Raw genomic sequence first — 22,486 nt, 5'->3', positions numbered from 1 at the left:
TTCAATCAATTTATCCGGGAATACGGGAAATGTATTTTTCAATTTCTTTAATCTGGTCAACCACCTGTTTGGTTTTGGGCTTACAGGCTTTGGCTTTTCTAAAATAATCTTTGGCAGCCCTGAATTCACGCTTATTCATAAAAATCTGGCACATACCCAAGAAAGCCACTGCTTCACTTTCTTTATCGGGAATACCCAAACGAATGGCTGCACGCATATAAGTTTCGGCTTGTTTTAAATCGCCTTTTTGCATGGCCATCATACCCAATTGTAACTTATTGGCGCCTTCGGCTTCGGGCATGGGGGCACCCAAATCGTTGCTTTTTTTCAGATGTTTTTCGGCCGTATCAAAATCCTGATTCATCATGGCTAAATTACCTTTTATGGTAAAATAGGTAGAACGAACCGGTTTGTACAACAAATTGGGAAACCAGATGGTATTCAGTATTTTTTCTACTGCTTCCACATTGCCCTGTTCCATTGGTTCCTGAATTAAACGCAGGGGGCCAATAAAGAAATGGGTAAATAGGGCAATTACACCCAGAAAATACAAAACAAATGCCGGCCAAAATCCACTCATAATGGTTACAATCACTGCCAGTATCAATGAAAGTATACCGAGCCAGAATCTATATTTAATAATCAGGTTATACAACTTCATACATAGTTTTTATGGGCTGCAAAGATAGGGTGCAAAAGCACAAAGCGTATGCCTGATTTTAGGGGCTTTATGCTTGGTTAAAAGCGGTCGTCATTCACTTCAATCCAATTGCCTTCTGTATCCTGCAGGTAAATTTGTTGCACACCATCTTGCCTTTTGGTAATGCCATGCCTTTCGCCAGTCCAGCTTTGGTACGCCACGCCCAATTGGTTTAAGTGTTCCATAAATGCCTGTAAATTGGGTACAGCAAAACAAATATGGGTATTAATATCATGGCGTACAATCATTTTAGCACCTTGTATCAGGTGCAACTGGCTATGCGGGCCAATACGAAACCAAACATGCCTGCCATCATGAAAAGGTTCGGGTATGGTATCTAAATACATCACTTGGTGATAAAAATCGGCCTGTTTTTGTAAGTCATACACATACACTGCAATATGGTTAAGGGTGGGGCGTATTTGTGCAATATTGGTTTTTTGAGCTGAAAGAGCAGTGCTCAGGCACAATAAAACCATTAGGAAGGGAAAGGCAAGTTGTTTCATACCATTTATTTTAAGTGGGAAGATACGCGTTTTAGATGGATACCTGACGGACGGCATAGCTGAATACTGAATTTAAGGCGTTTATAATGGCTGGAAAACCTTGGTTGATGCGGCCTTTTGAAAGTATTGTTTAGCTGTTCAGGAAACAACCGGTCAGCATTTCTGGATTTACCGGGGCATTTTCAAAGCCCATCCCTTTCTCATCCAAATTCGAGTTTACAGCGTTGCGCAACGCTGTTGAGTCGAAGCAGTGTCGAAGCAGGCAGGTAGCTTTCCCCTGTTTGAAATAGCTGTATTTCACCCAAAACTAGGAGGGTTAACCCTCAAAAGGCAACAAATGTTATCTGCTGCCGGTAGTGTACTTTAAGCAAATTTTCAGCAGGTATATGATTATTTACTGCTAACTTTCATTGACCAAAACTATTGCACATGAAATCGGGAATACTGTTACTCTGTTTGGCCGCATTCGCAGCCTGCCATTCGCCAAAGGCCGACAAACGTTTGGCCAAAGCATTTAAAGAAAACAAAAATGGATGGGTTTATGTGCATCTGGAAGGTGCGCCTGCAGTAATAGGTTATCAGCATGGCTATTTATTGGCCAATGAAATTGATACAGCCATGCAGGCTACTGCATATTATTTAGCGCATGAAACCAAAAAAGACTGGGCATTTTACCGCGCCTGTGCCCGTAACTTTTTATGGGATAAATTAGACAGAGAGTATAAGGACGAAATTAATGGTATGGTAGCCGGATTGCAGGATAAAGGATTGCATTACGATAGTTTAGACCTTACCGCTTACAATGCTACGGAAGAACTGGCTTTTTATTATGTGCCACAATTAATGGATAAGGTAAATCCGGGTAGTGGCAATAACAAAGCACCGGGTAATTGTAGTGCCTTTATTGCTACCGGCAGTTATACCAAAGATGGTAAAATTGTAATAGGGCATAATAACTGGACAGAATATATTATTGGCCAGCACTGGAATGTAATTGCCGATATAGTGCCCGAAAAAGGTAATCATATTATGATGGATTGTATGCCCGGGTTTATACATAGCGGCGATGATTTTGTGATTACCGGTAATGGCTTGCTGATTACAGAAACCACCATTACTCAGTTTAAAGGTTTTGATACCGCAGGCATTCCTGAATTTGAAAGAGCCAGAAAAGTGGCGCAATATGCCAATAGTATTGATGATGCCATTGCCATTTTTACCAAAGGCAATAATGGCGGTTATGCCAACGATTGGTTATTGGGCGATACCAAAACCAATGAGGTGGCTAAATTAGAATTGGGTTTAAAAGATTACAGGGTATGGCGTAGTAAAGATACAGGTATGATAGGTTCTAATTTTCCCAGTGACGAAAAACTCATTAAAGAAGAAACCACTTTTAATATAAACGATGCAACCACCAGCCCCAACGCCCGTAAACGCAGAATGGAACAATTGGTACTGGTAGATATGAAGGGTAAATTAGATGCAGCTACCGGCCAACAAATAGAAGCCGACCATTATGATGCGCTGGATAACATTACGGCCAATAACCGTTGTGTTATTTGCGGACATATTGATGAGGATGTGAAAGGTTGTTCGGAATGGGATTTGGCACCATATTACCCTATGGGGGCTGTGCAAGGCAAAGTAACCACTGCTGCATTGGCCGGTAAAATGCAATTTTGGGCACATATGGGCCATCCTTGCGGCGAAGATTTTATTGGTGAAAAATTTTATAAAGCCCATCCTGAATATGCCTGGCAATCAAAATATTTAAAAGATATGAAAGCCTGGCCATGGACCCTGTTTACGGCTACAGCCCCTGCACAGCCTTAGTTGGATTAACTAAGCTTATTCTATTGGTGGGCTATATTTTATCTTGTTCTACTTTACTTTTTCAGCAGGAAACGCCTACATTTGTGGCCATTTTTACTGCTAAAAAATGAATGGTCTCATAGTTCAATGGATAGAATAGGAGTTTCCTAAACTCTAGATCCAAGTTCGATTCTTGGTGAGACCACCTATTTTATCTGCAACAACCCCTTGCTTTTTTCCCCAATTTGTTAATTGGTATTTATATGTTACCCGTAAAGTATAATGAGCTACATCAATCCTGTCGGTTTTCGATAACAGATAAAATATCTTTAAATTTTAATTTAATTTTAATCAAAATACGTAGAAATACGTTTTTTTGAAGGTAATGTATTTTATACATTGCCCTCAAAATTTATTTATGAAAAAAATCATTGCTGTAATGCTCATGCTACTGCCTACATATTTATGGGCACAAACCGATACTACCGGCGCTCTTATATTAACAGAGGGTACCATTATTAAAGCTGAACTTACACAGGCACTTAATGGAAAATCTGCCAGTGTAGGCGAAACCATCCCTTTTGTATTAGCAGAGGATATTGTGTTGAATAACAAAGTAGTGGTGCAAAAAGGAGCAAAAATAACCGGCACGATTACAGCAGCAGAACGTTCTAAGGCTTTGGGCAAAAAAGGGAAATTAGCTTTTAGTATTGATTATATGTATTTGCCCAACGGCAAGGTGGTAAAGCTGCGTAGCCAGATAGCCAAAAATTTAAAAGGAAGCGGTGCTGCTGTTGCAGCCGGTGCCCTATTGGTATCGCCGGTAGCCTTATTGTTTAATGGCAAAAACGCCAAATACGAAGAAGGTACTGTTTTTAATGCTTATGTAGATAAAGACACCCTTTTATAAATTATGAAAAGGATAGTGTATATGCGCAATTGGATGCTGGCACTTGTACTAATGGGTAGTATATGGGCATTAACAGGTTGTGCTTTTGTAAAGGTTCCCTTAAAAGGCCATTATGCCGATAGTGGTTATACCTTTCAATACCCATTACCCAAAGCACAGGTATGGAATGCCATTTTACAGTTTTTAACCCAAAAAGGCATTGCCATTAAAACCATTGATGCGGCCGATGGTATTATTACCACCGAAAATACTTCATTCATTAACTCCTATACCTGGGAAAACGGCAACAGCAGTTAATGGACAGTGCAGCCTATGTAGTGTGCACAAAGTACAGGAGTTGGGACTTAATAACGCCATCATTAATACCCAATAAAATAACAGGGCAATGGGTTATTCATGTATCAGTAGATGATACCCATACCAACGTACAAATAAACCTGGCCAATGCAGTGGCAAAAATTATTTTGGGCGGCTATGGGTCAGATTCTTTATCTAATCCTTATTCCGTCATTGAATTGCCGGTAAAAAGTACCGGGGTGTTTGAACAAGAATTGAGAAAAGCAATAGTTAGATTGCAGGGGCAATAATTGTAATGTATGAATTGTGTTATATTAAATGTTTAACTTTTGTCAAAATTTATATACGTACCAATAAACAAATTTATATTTTAATTTTATTTTAATATGAATAGTTTATTTTAAATTCAAATAATTAATAATTTCATAAAAAAGACACTATGAAAAATTTTACCCGACCCCGTTTTAAGAAGCTCCTGAAATTTTGGGTGCTACTGTTGTTACCTACCATTTTTATACTAAACTGTCTTGTCCTGAAATAGGTTTACGATTATTCGTAAATTAATTTTACAAAAAATATTTCAAAACCCATAATCATACTTGCGGATAACTTTTCTGCCTCTACTGCAGAGGCACTTGTGATGTTTATAAAGTCAATTCCAAATAGTACTTTTATAGGTGAAACTACATTTGGTGCAACCGGTGCCATAATAAATGATTCCTCATTAAATTATGGTAGTTTTATCATTGCTAATTTTATGCACGTTCAAATATCTTCGACCCGCTTTAAATATATTAATGGCAAAATCTATGAAAATGAAGGATTTCCTCCTGATATTTTTATTCCATTTAACATAACTGCTCTTCAAAATGGCCATGATATAGCTTTAGAGAAAGCAATAGCTAGGATTCAATAAAAACACATCAAACGGGAGATGGGCGTATGTAGTATTTCATTAGATGTACCAGTTTTAATAAAACCGCTATGGATCATTGATTGTAGTGTAACCCTGAAAACTGTGTAGTAATATTCCTAAAAGGGCCTTTCCACTAGAGGATACATTACATTTGCGAGGCTATTTTGAAAAGAACTTTTTTAATTTACTTTTTAGAATCGGAATCCTGTTTCCAAATTCTTTAAAGCAAATCCTATCTATCTTATGACGACAATTACATTTCATTTCAACGGCAAAAGCAATACTGCAAAAGTTACCGAATTAATTTCTTATCCCAACACGGTGTACAAGGTAGAAGTGCATGAAGATGATATTGTAAAAGAATTTGGCAGTACATTTTACTTTCCGAAAACAACCCTGCAAAAAATTCAAATTCCGCCCTGTACCAAAAAAGAATTGGAATTGTATTTTTCTATGTTGCGGGAAATTTTTGATGAAGTATTGAAAAATTAATTGCATATAACAAAAATGCTCCAGCGGAGCAAAGTATCGGTAGTAGCATTATTCAATTTATTGATGACCCAAAACAGGATGTGGTTCATACAGTGCCTCCAATCGGTTCATGTCTTCCTGCGATAATTGTACAGAAAGAGCAGCCACCGCATCTTCCAGATGCCCGGGTTTACTGGCGCCAATAATGGGGGCTGTACAATGGGGTTTGCTTAATTAAACTGTAATTTTTTTTAGGACGAGTCATTGACCAAAGCTTGCAAAAGAGTGTGCTTTTAGCAACACAAAAAGAAATTCAATTTTTTTCTCTTACAATTCGGTGTTTTATTTTTTCGCCAACCACAACATCAACAGTTTGTGTTACCCCAGGAAACGGGTAATAAAACCGATGTAAGATGGATGCAGTTAACCGATAAAAATGGATCCGGTTTATGGATTAGTGGTGATACTGTTTTGAATATTACAGCTCGGCATTTTCTGGATAAAGATTTAGATGATGGACTTGAAAAGCACAACAGCCATGCCGGTGAGTTGAAAGAAAGAGATTTAACTATATTGAGTATTGATCTTCAACAAACCGGCGTAGGCGGCATTAATTCCTGGGGTACCTGGCCATTAGAAAAATATCAACTGAAATATAAAGACTATTCTTATACTTTTATAATCAAACCTATTCAATAGTCATCAAACTTACATCACATCGATCCCCCCTGCACCAATGCACAGGGCAAACTCAATTCAGCTGTATTGGCATCGCCCGACAGGCAGGTCATCATTTTTGAAAAAGCTAATTTGCCCAAGCGGTAACCACTGGTTTCTACATAAGTGATGGTGGGATGATAAAGGCTGGGGAAAAACCCATTGCTAATGGCAATTACTTTAATTTGTTTTGGAATAAGGAGTGCAGCTGTTTGGATCGCCTTCATGGTGCCCGTTAAAATTTCATCGCTCATGCAAAAAACAGCATCCGGCTTTTTGGAAGCGGTGAGGTATTGCGTAGTTAACCGGTTAGCCTCCTGACTATCTGCTGCATGTACAACGGTTATTTCCGTTTGTGGTTGCAATGCGCCCACAAAGGCGTTCAGTCGTTTTTTGGTGATTGACATGGCCGGGTTGCCAAAAATAGCCAATACTTTTTTTGCGGCAGTATTGTTCAGGGCATTGGCAGCCAGTGCAGCAGCGGCAGTATCAGCTACACAAACCCTGTTGCAGTTGGCATAATCGGGTACTTTGTCGAAAAAAACCACCGGAATACCCATATCGTACATTTTTTGAAAGGGTTGCATATCTTTTGTATAGGGGGTAATACAGGCAAACACACCGGAAACCCGGTTCTGACGGCAGATTTTAAGATTGGTGGCTTCAACGGAAGGATCATCGCCCGATTGCAGAATAATGAGTGAATAGCCCTGCTGGCGGCTGTCTTCCTCAATAGCAGCAATAAAAGAATCATAAAAATAATTAGAGATGGTAGGTACTAATAAGCCAAATAAGTTACTGTTATTGGTACGGAGGTGAATGGCATTGGCATTGGGTTCATAATCTAATGTTTGCGCCAGTTCAACCACTTTGGCTTTGGTTTTTTCAGAAATATCCGGATGATTTTTTAAGGCTCTGGAAACAGTAGAAATACTAACGCCCAATACTTCGGAAATTTTTTTCAGGGTGGTATTTGTCATTTTTTGCCGCTTAAATACAGGTTAAGAAATCAGGAAGTTTTCCCCTGCAAACATTTTCGCAAACGTTTGCAACCGGTTTAAGTATAAATTTATTGTTAACGTATGCATCATTTCAGATAATTTAGATGTCACATTTACACATTGTTCTGCAAGGAAATTAACAAAAAGTTTTCTTAAAGACATAAAAGGTGTAAATTTAACACAATAATCTAACTAAACGCTAGCTTTATGAACTTAAAAACGCTTGCCAAAGGTATGTTATACCTATTCTTGGCTTTGTTCTCCACCGCAGCTTTTGCCCAAACCAAAGTAATTACCGGTAAGGTAACCGATTCGAAAGATGGTTCACCTGTTGCCGGTGCTACTGTTGTGGTAAAAGGCACCCAGTACGGAACCCAAACCGGACCGGATGGTACCTTTAAATTAAATGCCCCTGCCGATTCAAAAAAATTGGTGATTAGTTCACTCAACTTTAATACGCAGGAAATTGCCATTACCGGCACAACCATTAATGTATCATTAGCACCATCGGCCGATCAGTTAGGCGATGTGGTGGTAATTGGTTATGGTACTGCCCGTAAAAATGATTTAACCGGTGCACTATCATCTGTTAAAGCAAAAGATTTTAACCAGGGGATTATAAATTCTCCAGATCAATTATTGCAAAATAAAGTGGCCGGCTTAGAAGTTACTCAAAATGGTGGTCAACCTGGTACAGCAACAACAATTAAAATAAGAGGAAATAACTCAATTAGAGCCGGGGGAAATCCTTTATATGTAGTAGATGGGGTGCCATTAGATGGAAGATCTGCCAGACCTTCTGTAACTTTAGGATTAGGCGGATTTGGTTCTACACCAGATGATAATCCTTTGCTTTTTATTAATCAAAACGATATTGCACAAATTGATGTTTTAAAAGATGCCGCTGCAACTGCCATTTATGGTTCCCGTGGTGCGAATGGTGTGATTATTATTACTACCAAAAAAGCATCAGCAGGACCAATGAAAGTTGAAGCTGGTGTTTCATTTGGTACTAATGCTGGTTATATGAAGAAGTACAATGTTTTGAGTGCAGGACAGTTTCGTCAGGCTTTAACCAAATATGGTTTACCAAATTCATTGGATGGAGGTGCTAATGTTGATGCATTAAAAGAAATTACTCAAAATACTTTAACTTCAAACTATAATGTGGCTCTAAGTGGTGGTAATGATATAGGGAGATTCAGAGCTTCATTTTTGGCATCAAATGTAAATGGATTCCTTAAAAATTCTAATCTGCAAAGGTATTTGGCTACTTTCTCTGGTCAATATAAATTTCTTGACAAAAGATTAACTATTGATTTTAATTTAATTGCCGGTCATGTAACTAATACAATCCCCTTGATTTCTAATACTGCAGGTTCACAGGGAAATTTAATTAGTGCTGCTTTACAGTGGAATCCAACTGTTGCCTTTTTAAATCCGTCTGCTAGTTATTATTATAATAATACCGGTGCCGGAAATAGTACCGCTAATGGTGGGGGAAATCCTATTGGTTTATTAGATGCTTATAGTGATGTTTCAAATATTAATACAGTATTGGGGAATATTTCAGCTAACTACAAGATAGTAAAGAATTTGCAATACAAATTCTTGTATGCAATTAATAATTCAACCGGTAACAGGCTCAATAATTTTTACGGTTTTTTAAATGGTTATTCAGGACTGTCTGGCCAAGGGTTTGGTGCTATTTCAAATGCACTATTAACTTCACAAACTTTTACACACACACTAAGCTACGATGCTGATATAACTCAAAAATTAAAATTAAATGCCGTGGCAGGATATGAGTATTGGACATCAAACTACTCAAATAACTCTATAAGTGCAAGTGGATTCAATACAAATCTGGACCATTCCAATTTAATTAATATTCCATATACTTCTCTTTTGCAGAACGGTTCTTCACAGAATCCACCCTCTGTTTATGTAGACCCAAAAATTGATTTGCAATCTTATTTTATAAGGGCAAGTTTTAGCTATGATAATCGTTTCTTTTTAAATGGAACGATGCGTGCGGATGGTTCCAGCAAATTTGGTTCCAATAATAAATACGGATATTTCCCTTCAGTTGGCGCACGTTGGGTAATGAGTAATGAGAAATTTTTGCAAGACAACAAGTTGATTTCTAATTTGGCCCTTAGAGCTTCATGGGGTATTACAGGAAACCAGGAGTTTCCTGCAGGGGCTTCAGGTGAACAATTTTATTTAAGAAGTTATAATAATGGTGGTTTAATAAATGTTCCCAATCCAAATTTGAAATGGGAGCAAACAACTCAATATGACTTTGGTTTTGATTATGCATTGTTTAATGGTCGTTTATTTGGTTCTTTTGATTATTATAATAAAAATACCACCAATATTTTATTTCAAAACAATGCCATACAACCTGCTCCCGCAGCTATTTATTACATCAACTTACCTGGGCATAACATGAATACAGGGGTTGAGTTTAGTTTAGGTGCTGTTTTAGTGGATAAGAAAGATTTTGGATGGAATGTTAATTTTAATATTGCATACAATAAAAATAAGGTTACAGATTTCTTAGACCCTAATACAAAATTGCCGCTTCAAATCCTAACCGGGCAAATTAATGGGCAGGGTACATCAGGTACATTAGCACAGATTATAACCAATAATCAACCCGTTGATGCATTTTATCTAAAACCTTTTGGTGGTTTCGATGCTAGCGGTAACCAAATTATTGGCCCTAATCCTGTAATAGCCGGAGATCCTAATCCCCATACTATTTATGGTATCAATACTGATCTGCGATACAAGAAATTTTCTTTAACCATAAACACTGGTGGGGCAGGTGGTTACCTGATTTATAATAATACAGCTACAAGTGTTACTAATATTGCAGGGATATCACAAGGCAGAAATATTGATAAAGCTGCATTTAATTCTCCTGAAAAACCATCAAGTGGAGTTGCTGCATCTACTAGGTTCTTAGAAAGTGGTAATTATTTTAAATTAAGAAATGCTACATTGAATTACCAAATTGGAAACGTTGGAAAATATATAAAAAATATGACAGCTTTTGTTAGCGGAACCAATTTGTTTGTAATTACTAAGTTTACCGGATTTGATCCTGAAGTAAATATTGATAAAAGTACTAGTGGTTATCCATCTAGATCAATTGAATATATACCTTATCCTACACCAAGGGTAATAACTTTAGGATTAAATTTTTCTTTATAAGTTAATTATTAAAAATTATAACTATGCTATCTTATAAAAAAATATTAGCAGTTGCAATACCATTATTAGGAATGATGGTGGGTTGTACAAAGCTGAATGAAACGCTAAATAGTAATTTAACGCAAGCACAGGCGGCCAATGTTTTAAATGCTCAATTATTACTGAATGGTGCCTATGTAGATTTAATTACTCCGTTTAATGGTCAGGATCAGGTATTTTCCTTAGAAGAAAATGCTTCTGATGAATCCCTGGTTCCAACACGTGGAGGAGACTGGGATGACAATGGTGTTTGGCGGGTAATTCACAATCATACATGGAATGCGGATCATGCACAAGTATTAAATGTATTCAATAGTTTAAATAAATTAAACTTTGATGCAACAAATGTATTAACTTTTAAAACAACTAAAAAGCAAGCAGCAGAGGCAAGATTTTTAAGAGCTTATACATTATATTACTTATTAGATTTATATGGACAATATCCTGTAAGAAATCCTGGTGATAATTTACTGAATCCTCCCACTGTTTTAAAAGGTGCAGCTGGTATGAATTTTATCATAAGTGAATTATATGCTGTATTACCGGATTTGTCTCCTGCTGATGGCACAAATAAAACCATAGCCACTCAGGATGCAGCTAAAACATTATTAATGCATTGCTATTTACAACGTGGTGCTATTGCTAATAGAGCCGCCCCCACGTTTGCTAGTTCAGATATGGACTCCGTTATTTATTTTGGTAATCAAGTAATGTCTAATCCTATTTATGGTTATGCTGCTGATTATTTCGACAATTTTAAAGCTAATAATGGTAGCTCACCTGAAATCATTTTTGCTTATCCTAATTCCTCGGGTAATGTTGTGAACAGTTCAGGTATTCAGGCACGTTGGATGATGACCCTGCATTATAATTCTTATACTCCACAAGCACCCAATGCAGGTTGGAATGGATTTTCTACCATGAGCGATTTTTATAATACTTTTGGAGTAAATGCTTTAGGACCTGTTCCTACCACTTATTCTATGGCTGATTCTGTGTTAGATGCCCGTATAGGATTACGTTATAACAAAAATATTACTCCTTATGCAGGTATTCGTCCAGGTATGTTGGTAGGCCAGCAATACGATGCAGCAGGTAATCCTGAAAAAGACAGAAAGGGTAATGCGTTAAAATTTATTCCGACTATTGCATCGAACATGATTGAAACAACAGATAGTACTCTGGAAAGAACCGGTATTCGTGTAGTAAAATATGTGCCTGATTTTACAGATGCAAGCGGTAAATTTTACTCAAATAACTCGGGTAACTGGTTGGTATTAATGCGTTATCCTGATGTAGTATTAATGGTGGCTGAAGCACAAATGCGTAAAGGCAATAATGCACAGGCATTATTGTTGGTAAATCAATTACGTGCTGCCAGAAACGCACCGGCTTTAGCTTCAATGACTTTGGTAAATCCTTCAAATGTAGATGATCCTACTACTTTACTGGCTGAAAGAGGCCGTGAATTGTATTGGGAAAGTTACAGAAGAACCGATTTAATTCGGTTTGGTGTATTCCTGAAACCCTGGCAGTATAAACCCAATGATGATCCTAAAAACTTAGTGTATCCTATTCCTTCACAAGCGTTGGCTTCTAATCCAAACTTAACACAAAACCCCGGTTATTAAACCAGCATTTTTATACAACAATCTAGCAAAAGACCGGCATTACCGGTCTTTTGCTTTTTAATAAATTTATGATATAATAGATGTTTCCTTTAGTATTCCTTTAAAATTCTGTTATATATTGTAGTGTGGTAGATTATCCTTTCATACCCTTTACAGCATTCCATTTTAGTACTTACATTTACAGCAGTTGCTACAGCAGAAAATGGTATGCTGCTAATATTGCTTTATTTTGAAAGCATCAACCCAATCAAATTTTCAATTGAATAAGAAACGACAAGTCAATACCTTTTTTATGAAATATTTTCTGTTATTTATAACTGTTTTTGCATTGGCTTCCTGCCATCAAAAAGATACACAAAACCTCTTTACTTTAATGCCCAATACCGGCATTCATTTTAGAAATGATGTAACCGATGGCCGTTTGGAAAATAGTTTTCTCTTTAGAAATTTTTATAACGGGGGTGGCGTTGCTATTGGCGATATTAATAATGATGGCTTACCCGATGTGTTCTTTACTTCTAATATGGGCGAAAATAAATTATACCTCAACGAAGGCAATTTTAAATTCAAAGATATTACGGCTACTGCAGGTTTTCAGCAAGATAGTATGTGGAGTACCGGGGTTGTGTTTGTTGATATTAATAACGATGGCTGGTTGGATATTTATATTTGCAACTCCGGCCATATGTCGAATGGTAACCGCCGTAATAAATTATATATCAATAATCACAACAATACTTTTACGGAAGCTGCACACCAATACGGGTTAGACCATAAAGGCTATACTACCCAGGTTTCTTTTTTTGATTATGATTTAGATGGCGATTTAGATTGTTTTATTATTGATAACAGCCCCATACCCGTTAATCAACTGGCGTTTAATAATAATCGCGACTTACCCGATAGTGCCTGGAAAATAGCTGATTTTTTAAAAGGCGGTGGTAACCATTTACTGCGTAATGATAACGGCCATTTTGTAGATGTTACGCAGCAAGCCGGTTTGCATAGTAGCCTCATTAGTTTTGGATTGGGCATTTCAGTGGGCGATGTAAATGGTGATGGCTATCCGGATATTTACGTTTCTAACGATTCTTATGAACGAGATTATCTTTACATCAATCAACGCAATGGTACTTTTAAAGACGAGTTCGAAGACCGCATTCGGCATACCAGCTTTTCTTCAATGGGAAGTGATTTTGCCGATATCAATAATGATGGCTGTATTGATATTTTTAATACCGATATGCTACCCGATGATGATTACCGATTAAAAACCACCGGCGCCTTCGATAATATTGATTTGTTTAGAAGTAAGTTGAGGGCAGGCTTTTATTATCAATACGTAAAAAACTGTTTACAGTTAAACGATAAAAATGGGAAATTTTCTGAAATAGCCAATTATGCCGGCGTTCCGGCCTCCGACTGGAGCTGGGGAGCCTTGATGTTTGATATGGATAATGATGGATACAATGATATTTATGTTTGTAATGGGGTGAATCGTGATGTTACTGACTTAGATTTTATTGATTTTTTTGCGAATGATGTGATACAGAAAATGGTATTAACCGGCAAAAAAGATAATGTAGACCAGGTACTATTAAAAATTCCACAAACACCTTTGCCCAATAAAGCCTTTCAGAACCAACATAATTTACGATTTATTGATAAAGCAAAAGAGTGGGGTTTGGTGCAATCTTCTTTTTCAAATGGTGCCGCCTATGGCGATTTGGATAATGACGGCGATTTAGATTTGGTAGTGAACAATGAAAACATGGAGGCCTTTGTGTACAGAAACAATAGTCGCGAAATGAACAAAAACCATTATGTTGGTTTTTTATTGAAAGGCACCCGGCAAAATACTTTTGCCATTGGCAGCAAAATTGAAGTGTATGCCAACGGGCAAATCATGAGTCGCGATGTATTTCCCAGCCGCGGCTTTCAATCTTCAATGGATTATAAACAAATTATTGGTTTAGGACAATTCACCCATATTGATTCCATCCGCATCATCTGGCCTAATCTTGGTATTACAACATATCTGCATCCTGCATTTGATACCGTTTACCATTACCAACAACCTGATACATTTTCTACTTATTTTAAAAAAGAAAAAATAACGGTAACTCCTTTACTCGATTCGGTAAAAAGCGTTTTTGAAAAACATGTAGAGGATGATAATATTGATTTTAATTATGAAAGAAATATTCCTAAAATGCTTTCCCGTGAAGGGCCTAAAGCTGCAGTAGCCGATGTAAATGGCGATGGATTGGCCGATGTGTACATAGGGGGTACCATTGGTCACCCCGGGCAAATTTATTTGCAGCAACCCAATGGCAGCTTTGTAAAAAAACCGGAACCTGCTTTTGCACAGTTTAGCGATTTTGAAGACGGAGCCGTTGCGTTTTTAGACTATGACCATGATGGCGATATGGACCTGCTGGTTTGCCCTACCGGAAATACACATCCATCCAATACCCGCCAAATGCAGTTACGTTTGTTTACCAATGATGGAAAAGGAAACTTTACCATTAAAACAGATGCGTTTCCCAATACAGGCATGAACGTATCTGCAGTTGCCGTACATGATTTTAATGGCGATGGCTATCCCGATATTTTTATTGGAGGAAGAAATGAGCCTCGCAATTACGGAGTTGACCCTCAAAGCTATTTGTTTGTAAATGATGGTAGAGGCCATTTTACCGATATTGCCGCCACAAAAAATCCAACCATTGCACATATTGGCATGGTTACCGGCGCACAATGGGCCGATGTATTGGGCACAGGCAATCAGCAATTGATTATTGTAGGGGAGTGGATGACACCACGTATTTTTTCTGTAAAAGGAGATACGTTTACCGAAGTAAATACAAATTTAAACAACAAATACGGATGGTGGGAAAGCCTTGCTGTGGCCGATGTAAATGGCGATGGATTAAATGATTTAATTTTAGGCAATATTGGTGAAAACTTTTACCTGCATCCCGACTCAACGCATCCGGTGAAATTATGGATCAATGATTTTAATCAAAATGGAGTGCAGGACAAAGTGCTAACCAGCACTATCAACGGTAAAGACTTGCCGGTTTTTTTAAAACGTGATATGGAAGATGAAATTCCCTCATTAAAGAAAAACAATTTAAGGCATCATGAATATGCTTCTAAGTCAGTACAAGAACTATTCCCTGCATCAGTCATTAATTCCTGCATTGTAAAGCAATTCAATTATACACCATCTGTAATTGCCATTAACAAAGGCAATGGTGTGTTTGAAATTCAAAAATTACCACCGGTGGTTCAATTCTCTTCCGTTAATGCCATCCGTTGTGCCGATTTAAATGGCGATGGTAAAATAGATGTATTGTTGGGGGGAAATGAATTTGGATTTTTGCCGCAATTTGAACGATTAGATGCAAGTTTTGGAACAGTGATGATGAATAGAGGTAATGCCGTATTTAAAATATTGAGTATACAAGAATCGGGTGTAGAGTTGGAAGGTATGATACGCGATATTGTTGAAATTCTAACCAAAGGAAAACCCTATTTTCTGTTTCTGCAAAATGATGCTTATCCTGTATTATTTCAATTACATGATACGTTACAAACATCAACGCATCGATAATAAGGAAACATCAAGTTTTATTGATGCTGCTATTGCTTACAAAAAAATCTGTAGTGCATGTTAAAAAATATTCCATTTCTTTTTTTACTGGCGGTTACTATAAGTGCTTGTCATTCCAATTCGGCAAAACAACCCATGGCGCCGCCTTTGTTTCGAGTATTAACCGATACACAAACAGGCTTGCATTTTCAGAACCATTTAAAACCCTCTCCTAATTTTAACATGTTTAAATACATGTACTTTTATAACGGTGCTGGAATTGGTGCAGGAGATTTTAATAATGATGGAAAAATTGATTTGTTTTTTACAGCCAATCAGGGTGATAATAAATTATATATAAACAAAGGTGGATTACAATTTGAAGATGTAACCCAACAAGCAGGTATTCCGCAAGATGGAGAATGGTCAACCGGCGTTTCGGTGGTTGATATTAACAATGATGGATTGTTGGATATTTATATTTGCCGGGTAGGCCATTATGAAGTGTTAAACGGACACAATCAACTACTCATTTGTACAGGCATTGATTCTGCCGGAATTCCACATTATAAAGATGAAGCCAAAGCTTATGGACTGGATTTTTCTGGTTTCAGTACCCAGGCCGTTTTTTTCGATTATGACATGGATGGCGATTTAGATATGTTTCTGCTTAACCACTCTGTGCATCAAAACGGATTATTTGCTCCTCGCAAAAATTTCTTAGGCACTTACGATTCACTTTCCGGTGATAGAATTTACCGAAACAATGGCAATAACACGTTTACTGATGTTACCCGAAAAACCGGCATCAATAGTTCTGCCATCAGTTATGGGCTTGGCGTTGCAGTTGCCGATATTAATTTAGATGGTTACCCCGATTTATATGTAGGAAATGATTTTCATGAAAATGATTATTTATACATCAATCAAAAAAACGGAACTTTTACAGAAGAAAATAATCAACGCCTCATGCATACCAGCCAGTTTTCAATGGGTGTTGATGTAGCTGATGTAAACAATGATGGTTATCCCGAAATTATTTCAATGGATATGCTGCCCTTTGATCCATACATTTTAAAACGTTCGTTGGGTGAAGATGAATACGATATTTTTTATCATAAAATAGATGTTGGATACAATTACCAATACACCAGAAACAACCTGCAATTCAATCGGCGTAATGGAATGTTTAGTGAAGTTGGTTTGTATTCGGGCGTATATGCTACCGACTGGAGCTGGGCTCCTTTGTGGATGGATTTTGATAATGACGGTAAAAAAGATTTATTTATATCGAATGGCATTCCCAAAAGAATGAATGATATGGATTATGTAAACTTTGTTTCGAACGAAGAAATACAAAAAAAGATTAACAGCAATACCATTGCCGATCAGGATATGGCTTTGGTGAATAAATTTCCCGAAATAAAAATTCCGAATAAATTTTATAGAAATAATGGTCAGATGGTTTTTACCGATGAACAAAACAGAATACAAAATAATCAGCCTACCTATTCAAATGGCGCAGTTTATGCCGACTTAGATAATGATGGCGATTTAGATGTGGTAGTAAACAATATTGATGAACCCGTGATGGTATATGAAAATACCACCAACAATGGCGCAATAAAAAAATCGTACCTGGAATTGAATTTAAAAGGTCCGGGAAAAAACATACATGCACTGGGTAGTAAAGTTATTGTTTATGCAAATGGCGGCATACGTACCTATGAAAAATATCCTACCCGCGGCTTCCAGTCGAGCATGGAAATACCTTTACATATTGGATTAGACAGTACCAAAATAGATTCGGCTTTTTTGATATGGCCCGATAATACGTACCAACGGTTAGGCTTTGCCGAAAAAAATACAACCATTACCCTGCAATATAAAAAAGGATTACCAAAGTTCAACTATGCAAACATTACTGCACATCATCCAAACACTTCGCGGCCAATGGAAAATATTACCGCAAAAGTTCAATTGAATTACCTGCACAAAGAAAATCATTTTGTTGAATTTGATCGGGAATCCTTAATTCCGCACATGGTATCAACAGAAGGCCCTGCATTAGCAGTAGCCGATATTAACCATGATGGTTTGCAGGATGTGTTTATTGGGGCATCCAAAACATATAAGCCGGTTGTTTTTTTACAAAAAACCAATGGTACATTCCAACAGTTAAATGAACCGGCATTAAATGCCGATAGTACTTATGAAGATGTAGATGCCACCTGGGTAGATGTGAACAATGACGGTAATGTTGATTTGGTAATTGCATCTGGCGGCAATGAATACTATGGCACAGATGAACGTATGCAGCCCCGTGTATATTTAAATGATGGCAAAGGTAATTTAACCAAGCTGCCCGATGCTTTTAAAAATATTTATATGACGGCATCGTCGGTTTCACCTTATGATTTTAACGGTGATGGCTTTGTGGATTTATTTATTGGCGGTAGGGCAGTGCCTTGGAATTATGGACAAACGCCAACTTCCTATTTATTATTGAATGATGGGAAAGGGCATTTTACTGATGTAACCGAAAAATATGCAAAAGGATTAAGCAATATTGGTTTGGTAACCCAGGGCCTTTGGTCCGATTTAAATAAGGATGGAAAAAAAGATTTAATTGTAACTACAGAGTGGAATGGTATTTATGCATTCATGAACCAAAACGGGCAGTTTGTAAAGACTACGCTTACCGATAAAAAAGGTTGGTGGAATTTTGTATTGCCGGTTGATATTAATAATGATGGGCAAATAGATTTAATTGCAGGAAACTTAGGTCTGAATAGCCGCTTAAAAGCCACTGAAAAAGAACCCGTTCGCTTGTATGTGAACGACTTTGATGATAATGGGCAGAAAGAACAGGTACTTACCTATTATTTAGAAGGAAAAGAAATTCCGTTTGCGAATAAAGATGAATTACAAAAACAAATACCCATTTTAAAGAAACGATTTTTATATGCAGAAGATTTTGCAAAAGCTACTTTGCCCGAATTATTCACACAAGAAAAATTGAGCAGCGCTATGGTGTTAGAAGCTAATTATTTTTCCAATGCGGTTTTACTTAACAATGGCAATATGCACTTTACGGTACAGGCTTTACCCTGGCAGGCACAATTATCGCCTTATAAAACCGGAGTTGTGTTAGATATCGGCACTAATGGGTTACCCAATATTTTGCTGGGTGGCAATTTTTATGATAATAATATTCAGATGGGCAGGTATGATGCCGATTTTGGAACTATTTTAACCAACAATGGACACCGGCAATTTACTGCAAGCACTATGAATGGGCTCATCATTAAAGGCCAAATACGACATATATTACCCATTACGATTGGTGGTAGAAATTGCTTTATTCTGGCACGCAATAATGATAGTACAATGGTGATTGGGTTTGAGAAATAGAAGGTCAATATAATTTGTGAGTAGCCACGAATTACAGTAATCGCCACGAATGGCGGAGCAAAAAATATTCGTTTCGTGGCAACAAAATATTTTAACTCATATCCTAAAAAACCGGCTGATAAATTTGCGTTACCCATTGTGTAGTATCGGTTTTTGTGGGTTGTTCATTCATGAGCCTGTAAAATGGTATGGCCATCGCAGTTCGGTGATAATCTGTAAAATACTGCATCAGTAATTTGTAAGTATGATCAATACTCCACGGCCCACCCTTCACTTCCGTAACAACAAAATTACCTTTTACCATTTGTTTGTATTCAAACTTCCCTTCACTTTCAATAGGTCGGCTAATAGGAATGGCTGTCATTAATTGTATACTGTCTTTATTCCAATGGGTAATATTGTAAATAGGGTGTCCGTTAGGTACTAATACCGATTTGCTTTTTGCAAAATCTGTTAACCGGTTAATAATTCTATAAATGTCCTTGGGTGTAGGTTGTTTTTCTAAAATTATTTTTGTTGCAATTAGATAGGTATCATTGTAACCCTGTTGGTGTAATTGAATGCCATATACATTTTCCTTATTTTCTGCAAAGGCAGTAAAGCGTGCCAGCATTTGTTGCATAGCGGGTTTTAATTGCAGTGCAGTGCGATAACGAATGATTTTTAAAAACGGATTATTGCCTGTGGGGATTTTTACCTGCCAGAGAATATAACTGGAATCTATACTGGAAGGGATAATACTAATTTGCGAATTGTACACCTTTTCGCCAGATGTTAATAAAAGTTTTAAACCTTTATATAATTTCTCGATTACTGAAAGATGAATATTATCTATCACAAACCCATCTTCCCAATTAGTAACTCCATGACCGCTATTAGTGTTGCCGTAGTTCCACCATTTTCGCCATTGGCTCGTATCTTGTAGTAAACGGGTAACACCATTTTCATTGGCATTTATTTTTAAGGTAACACACATGGTGGCTTCCCGTGGAAACAAAATATATACCGTAACCGAAAAAATGATTAAAAGTGTAACAATAATCAGGATCCATTTTTTCATGCAACAACTTATTTAAACGGTTTAGTTATAACGCTTGCAAAATAAGCCTAATCGATCATAAAAACCCATTGAATGTATTCAATAACCTTTAAAATAATCTTAACTTTTCTTTTCAGGGCAGTCAATAAAATAAATTTCATTGTATTTGCACTGCTGCCTAAATTAGGTTAATTTTCACCCGTGGTTTTAAAACAGGAAATATGTTCATGAATTGTGCAGTTCAACGTATCGGCATACTGGTTGTCACCATTGTAATGGTTGCCGGCTGTCATCACACTACTACTGCATCGCAACAACAACCGCTGTTTGAGCAACTTTCACCCGATGAAACCGGTATTCATTTCATCAATCAGGTAAAAGATACTCGTGAAATGAATATTTTCAACTACCATAATTTTTACAATGGTGGCGGTGTAGCCATTGGCGATATTAATAACGATGGAAAGCCCGATATTTTTTTTACCTCAAACCAGGGTGAAAATAAACTGTATTTGAATGAAGGTAATTTTCATTTTAAAGATATTACACAACAATCCGGCATTTCAAGTATACACAAATGGCATACCGGTGTTACTATGGTAGATATTAATGGTGATGGCTGGTTAGATATTTATGTATGCAATGCCGGCATTATGCCGGGCGATGACAGGGCCAATGAATTATACATCAATCAAAAAGATGGCACATTTAAAGAAGAAGCAGCGAAGTATCATTTAAACGATACCGGCGCCTCTACACAGGCTATTTTTTTTGATTATGACCATGATGGCGATTTAGACTGTTTTATACTCAACAATAATCCTAAATCAATTGAAAGCTTTGGCTATAAAAAAAATGTTCGAAATGTACGGGATACCACTGACGGCGACAGACTATACAGGAACGACAATGGCACTTTTACCGATGTGAGTGCACAGGCAGGAATTTATGGCAGCGCCATTGGTTATGGACTTGGTATTGCTGTAGGTGATGTAAATAATGATGGATGGGAAGATATTTATGTATCTAACGATTTTTTTGAAAAAGATTATCTCTACATCAATCAAAAAAATGGAACTTTTAAAGAAGTGAGTAATGCAGCATTGGGCCACATGAGCAATGGCTCCATGGGTTCTGATATGGCCGATATCAATAATGACGGCTATCTCGATATTTTTACCGCCGAAATGTTGCCTGAATCTGATTATCGTTTAAAAACTACCGTTAAGTTTGATGATTACGATGTGCAGAATGCCAAGAATGTATTAGATTTTCATCACCAGTTTACCGGCAATTGTTTACAGCTCAATAATCAGGATGGTACTTTTAGCGAAATTGCACAACTATCAGGAGTTGATGCTACCGGTTGGAGCTGGGGCGCATTGTTATTTGATTTTAATAATGATGGGAAAAAAGATTTATTTGTATCTAACGGATTGAAACGTGATTTAACCGATCAGGATTTTCTGGCTTATTTTAATAACAATGAAACCATGCGCAAAGTAGCGGAAGGTGCATTTGGTTTGCAGGATATTTTAAACAAAATGCCTTCGGTTCCCATTTCAAATTATGGGTATCTCAATAAAGGCCAATTCATCTTTAACAATCAAACCAATGCATTAGGACTTGCAACACCTTCCTTCAGCAGTGGGGCTGCTTATGCCGATTTAGATGGTGATGGCGATTTAGATTTGGTGGCGAACAATTTAGATCAACCTGCTTTTATTTATAAAAATACTACTACTGAACATACACATGCCAGGTTTTTAAAAATTCAATGCAAAGGAAATGCACCCAATACCTTTGGCATAGGTGCAAGGGTTACCGTATTTGCAGGGCATCATATACAAATGCAGGAACAAATGCCTACCCGTGGTTTTCAAAGTAGCGTAGAGCCGGTATTGTTATTTGGCTTAGATTCATTACAGCAAGCCGATAGCGTTGTTATTGACTGGCCCAATGGTAAACAGGAAACACGTTATACAGTTGCCACTAATCAAACCCTTGTGGTGAAAGAAACGGATGCAACCATAAAAAGGCAATTCCCGCTTCCTGTAAAACCCTGGTACACCAATGTGGCAACAGCTCGTATTCAGGGTGCTATTACACACCGGGAAAATGAATTTGTTGATTTTGATGTGGAACGACTCATGCCCAAAATGCTTTCAACTGAGGGGCCTAAATTAGCTTTGGGTGATGTAAATGGCGAT

At 37.3% G+C, this 22,486-nt stretch carries 15 protein-coding genes, 1 tRNA gene and 2 pseudogenes; 13 read left to right on the top strand and 5 right to left on the bottom strand.

Annotated elements, in window-relative coordinates:
- Positions 1 to 10: 10 nt before the first annotated feature.
- Both A0F92_RS00830 and A0F92_RS00825 read right to left on the bottom strand, forming a co-directional pair.
- Complete coding sequence (locus A0F92_RS00830; RefSeq protein ID WP_068240675.1) at positions 11 to 661, bottom strand: tetratricopeptide repeat protein; 651 nt, start codon at positions 659 to 661, stop codon at positions 11 to 13.
- A 77-nt stretch (positions 662 to 738) separates the two neighbouring features.
- Positions 739 to 1,206, bottom strand: coding sequence for a VOC family protein (locus tag A0F92_RS00825; protein ID WP_068240670.1), 468 nt, complete (start codon positions 1,204 to 1,206; stop codon positions 739 to 741).
- 429 nt (positions 1,207 to 1,635) lie between these two features.
- On the opposite strand from A0F92_RS00825, the gene A0F92_RS00820 reads away from it, so the two are divergent.
- From A0F92_RS00820 to A0F92_RS00790, 7 genes are all read left to right on the top strand, one after another.
- Positions 1,636 to 3,042, top strand: coding sequence for a C45 family autoproteolytic acyltransferase/hydolase (locus A0F92_RS00820; protein ID WP_167516683.1), 1,407 nt, complete (start codon positions 1,636 to 1,638; stop codon positions 3,040 to 3,042).
- Positions 3,043 to 3,154: 112 nt separating this feature from the next.
- A tRNA-Arg gene (locus A0F92_RS00815) sits at positions 3,155 to 3,226 on the top strand.
- A 213-nt stretch (positions 3,227 to 3,439) separates the two neighbouring features.
- The gene (locus tag A0F92_RS00810; RefSeq protein ID WP_167516682.1) at positions 3,440 to 3,931 is read left to right on the top strand and encodes a hypothetical protein; all 492 of its coding nucleotides are present in this window, start codon (positions 3,440 to 3,442) and stop codon (positions 3,929 to 3,931) included.
- A 3-nt stretch (positions 3,932 to 3,934) separates the two neighbouring features.
- Positions 3,935 to 4,228, top strand: a complete 294-nt coding sequence (locus tag A0F92_RS00805; protein WP_167516681.1) for a hypothetical protein — start codon at positions 3,935 to 3,937, stop codon at positions 4,226 to 4,228.
- Complete coding sequence (locus A0F92_RS00800; protein WP_068240661.1) at positions 4,228 to 4,518, top strand: hypothetical protein; 291 nt, start codon at positions 4,228 to 4,230, stop codon at positions 4,516 to 4,518. Before A0F92_RS00805 ends, A0F92_RS00800 begins: the two co-directional genes overlap by 1 nt.
- A 269-nt stretch (positions 4,519 to 4,787) precedes the next feature.
- Positions 4,788 to 5,144 carry a S41 family peptidase gene (locus A0F92_RS00795; RefSeq protein WP_167516696.1) on the top strand — a complete coding sequence of 119 codons (357 nt, stop codon included), beginning with the start codon at positions 4,788 to 4,790 and terminating at the stop codon, positions 5,142 to 5,144.
- A 243-nt stretch (positions 5,145 to 5,387) separates the two neighbouring features.
- On the top strand, positions 5,388 to 5,636 hold the full coding sequence (locus A0F92_RS00790) for a hypothetical protein (RefSeq protein WP_068240653.1): 249 nt from the start codon (positions 5,388 to 5,390) through the stop codon (positions 5,634 to 5,636).
- A 57-nt stretch (positions 5,637 to 5,693) separates the two neighbouring features.
- Here the strand turns inward: A0F92_RS00790 and A0F92_RS15405 are convergent.
- Positions 5,694 to 5,837: pseudogene (locus A0F92_RS15405) on the bottom strand (aldo/keto reductase); the annotation flags it as partial.
- Positions 5,838 to 5,987: 150 nt separating this feature from the next.
- Between A0F92_RS15405 and A0F92_RS00785 the strand changes: the two are divergent.
- A pseudogene (locus A0F92_RS00785) lies at positions 5,988 to 6,314 on the top strand (beta-galactosidase small subunit-related protein); the annotation flags it as partial.
- 14 nt (positions 6,315 to 6,328) lie between these two features.
- Here the strand turns inward: A0F92_RS00785 and A0F92_RS00780 are convergent.
- Complete coding sequence (locus A0F92_RS00780; protein WP_068240648.1) at positions 6,329 to 7,312, bottom strand: LacI family DNA-binding transcriptional regulator; 984 nt, start codon at positions 7,310 to 7,312, stop codon at positions 6,329 to 6,331.
- A gap of 228 nt (positions 7,313 to 7,540) precedes the next feature.
- On the opposite strand from A0F92_RS00780, the gene A0F92_RS00775 reads away from it, so the two are divergent.
- The 4 genes from A0F92_RS00775 to A0F92_RS00760 all read left to right on the top strand — a co-directional run bounded on the left by A0F92_RS00775 (position 7,541) and on the right by A0F92_RS00760 (position 19,237).
- Positions 7,541 to 10,555 (top strand): SusC/RagA family TonB-linked outer membrane protein, encoded by a 3,015-nt coding sequence (locus tag A0F92_RS00775; protein WP_068240646.1) that lies wholly within the window; start codon positions 7,541 to 7,543, stop codon positions 10,553 to 10,555.
- Between the two features lie 23 nt (positions 10,556 to 10,578).
- Positions 10,579 to 12,225 (top strand): RagB/SusD family nutrient uptake outer membrane protein, encoded by a 1,647-nt coding sequence (locus A0F92_RS00770; protein ID WP_167516680.1) that lies wholly within the window; start codon positions 10,579 to 10,581, stop codon positions 12,223 to 12,225.
- A gap of 292 nt (positions 12,226 to 12,517) precedes the next feature.
- Entirely contained in the window at positions 12,518 to 15,844 is a 3,327-nt protein-coding gene (locus A0F92_RS00765) for an FG-GAP-like repeat-containing protein (protein ID WP_068240644.1), read from the top strand.
- Between the two features lie 57 nt (positions 15,845 to 15,901).
- Positions 15,902 to 19,237 (top strand): VCBS repeat-containing protein, encoded by a 3,336-nt coding sequence (locus tag A0F92_RS00760; protein ID WP_068240642.1) that lies wholly within the window; start codon positions 15,902 to 15,904, stop codon positions 19,235 to 19,237.
- Between the two features lie 103 nt (positions 19,238 to 19,340).
- Here the strand turns inward: A0F92_RS00760 and A0F92_RS00755 are convergent, their stop codons facing one another.
- Complete coding sequence (locus tag A0F92_RS00755; protein ID WP_068240640.1) at positions 19,341 to 20,297, bottom strand: GyrI-like domain-containing protein; 957 nt, start codon at positions 20,295 to 20,297, stop codon at positions 19,341 to 19,343.
- 200 nt (positions 20,298 to 20,497) lie between these two features.
- Between A0F92_RS00755 and A0F92_RS00750 the strand changes: the two genes are divergently transcribed.
- Positions 20,498 to 22,486, top strand: a 1,989-nt coding sequence (locus A0F92_RS00750; protein WP_167516679.1) for a CRTAC1 family protein, incomplete at its 3' end; no start/stop codon positions are given.

The organism is Hydrotalea flava, from assembly GCF_001623405.1.
GTDB lineage: Bacteria > Bacteroidota > Bacteroidia > Chitinophagales > Chitinophagaceae > Hydrotalea > Hydrotalea flava.
The sequence above is the reverse complement of the archived record's forward strand: the minus strand, read 5'-3'. Positions and strand labels throughout refer to the sequence as shown.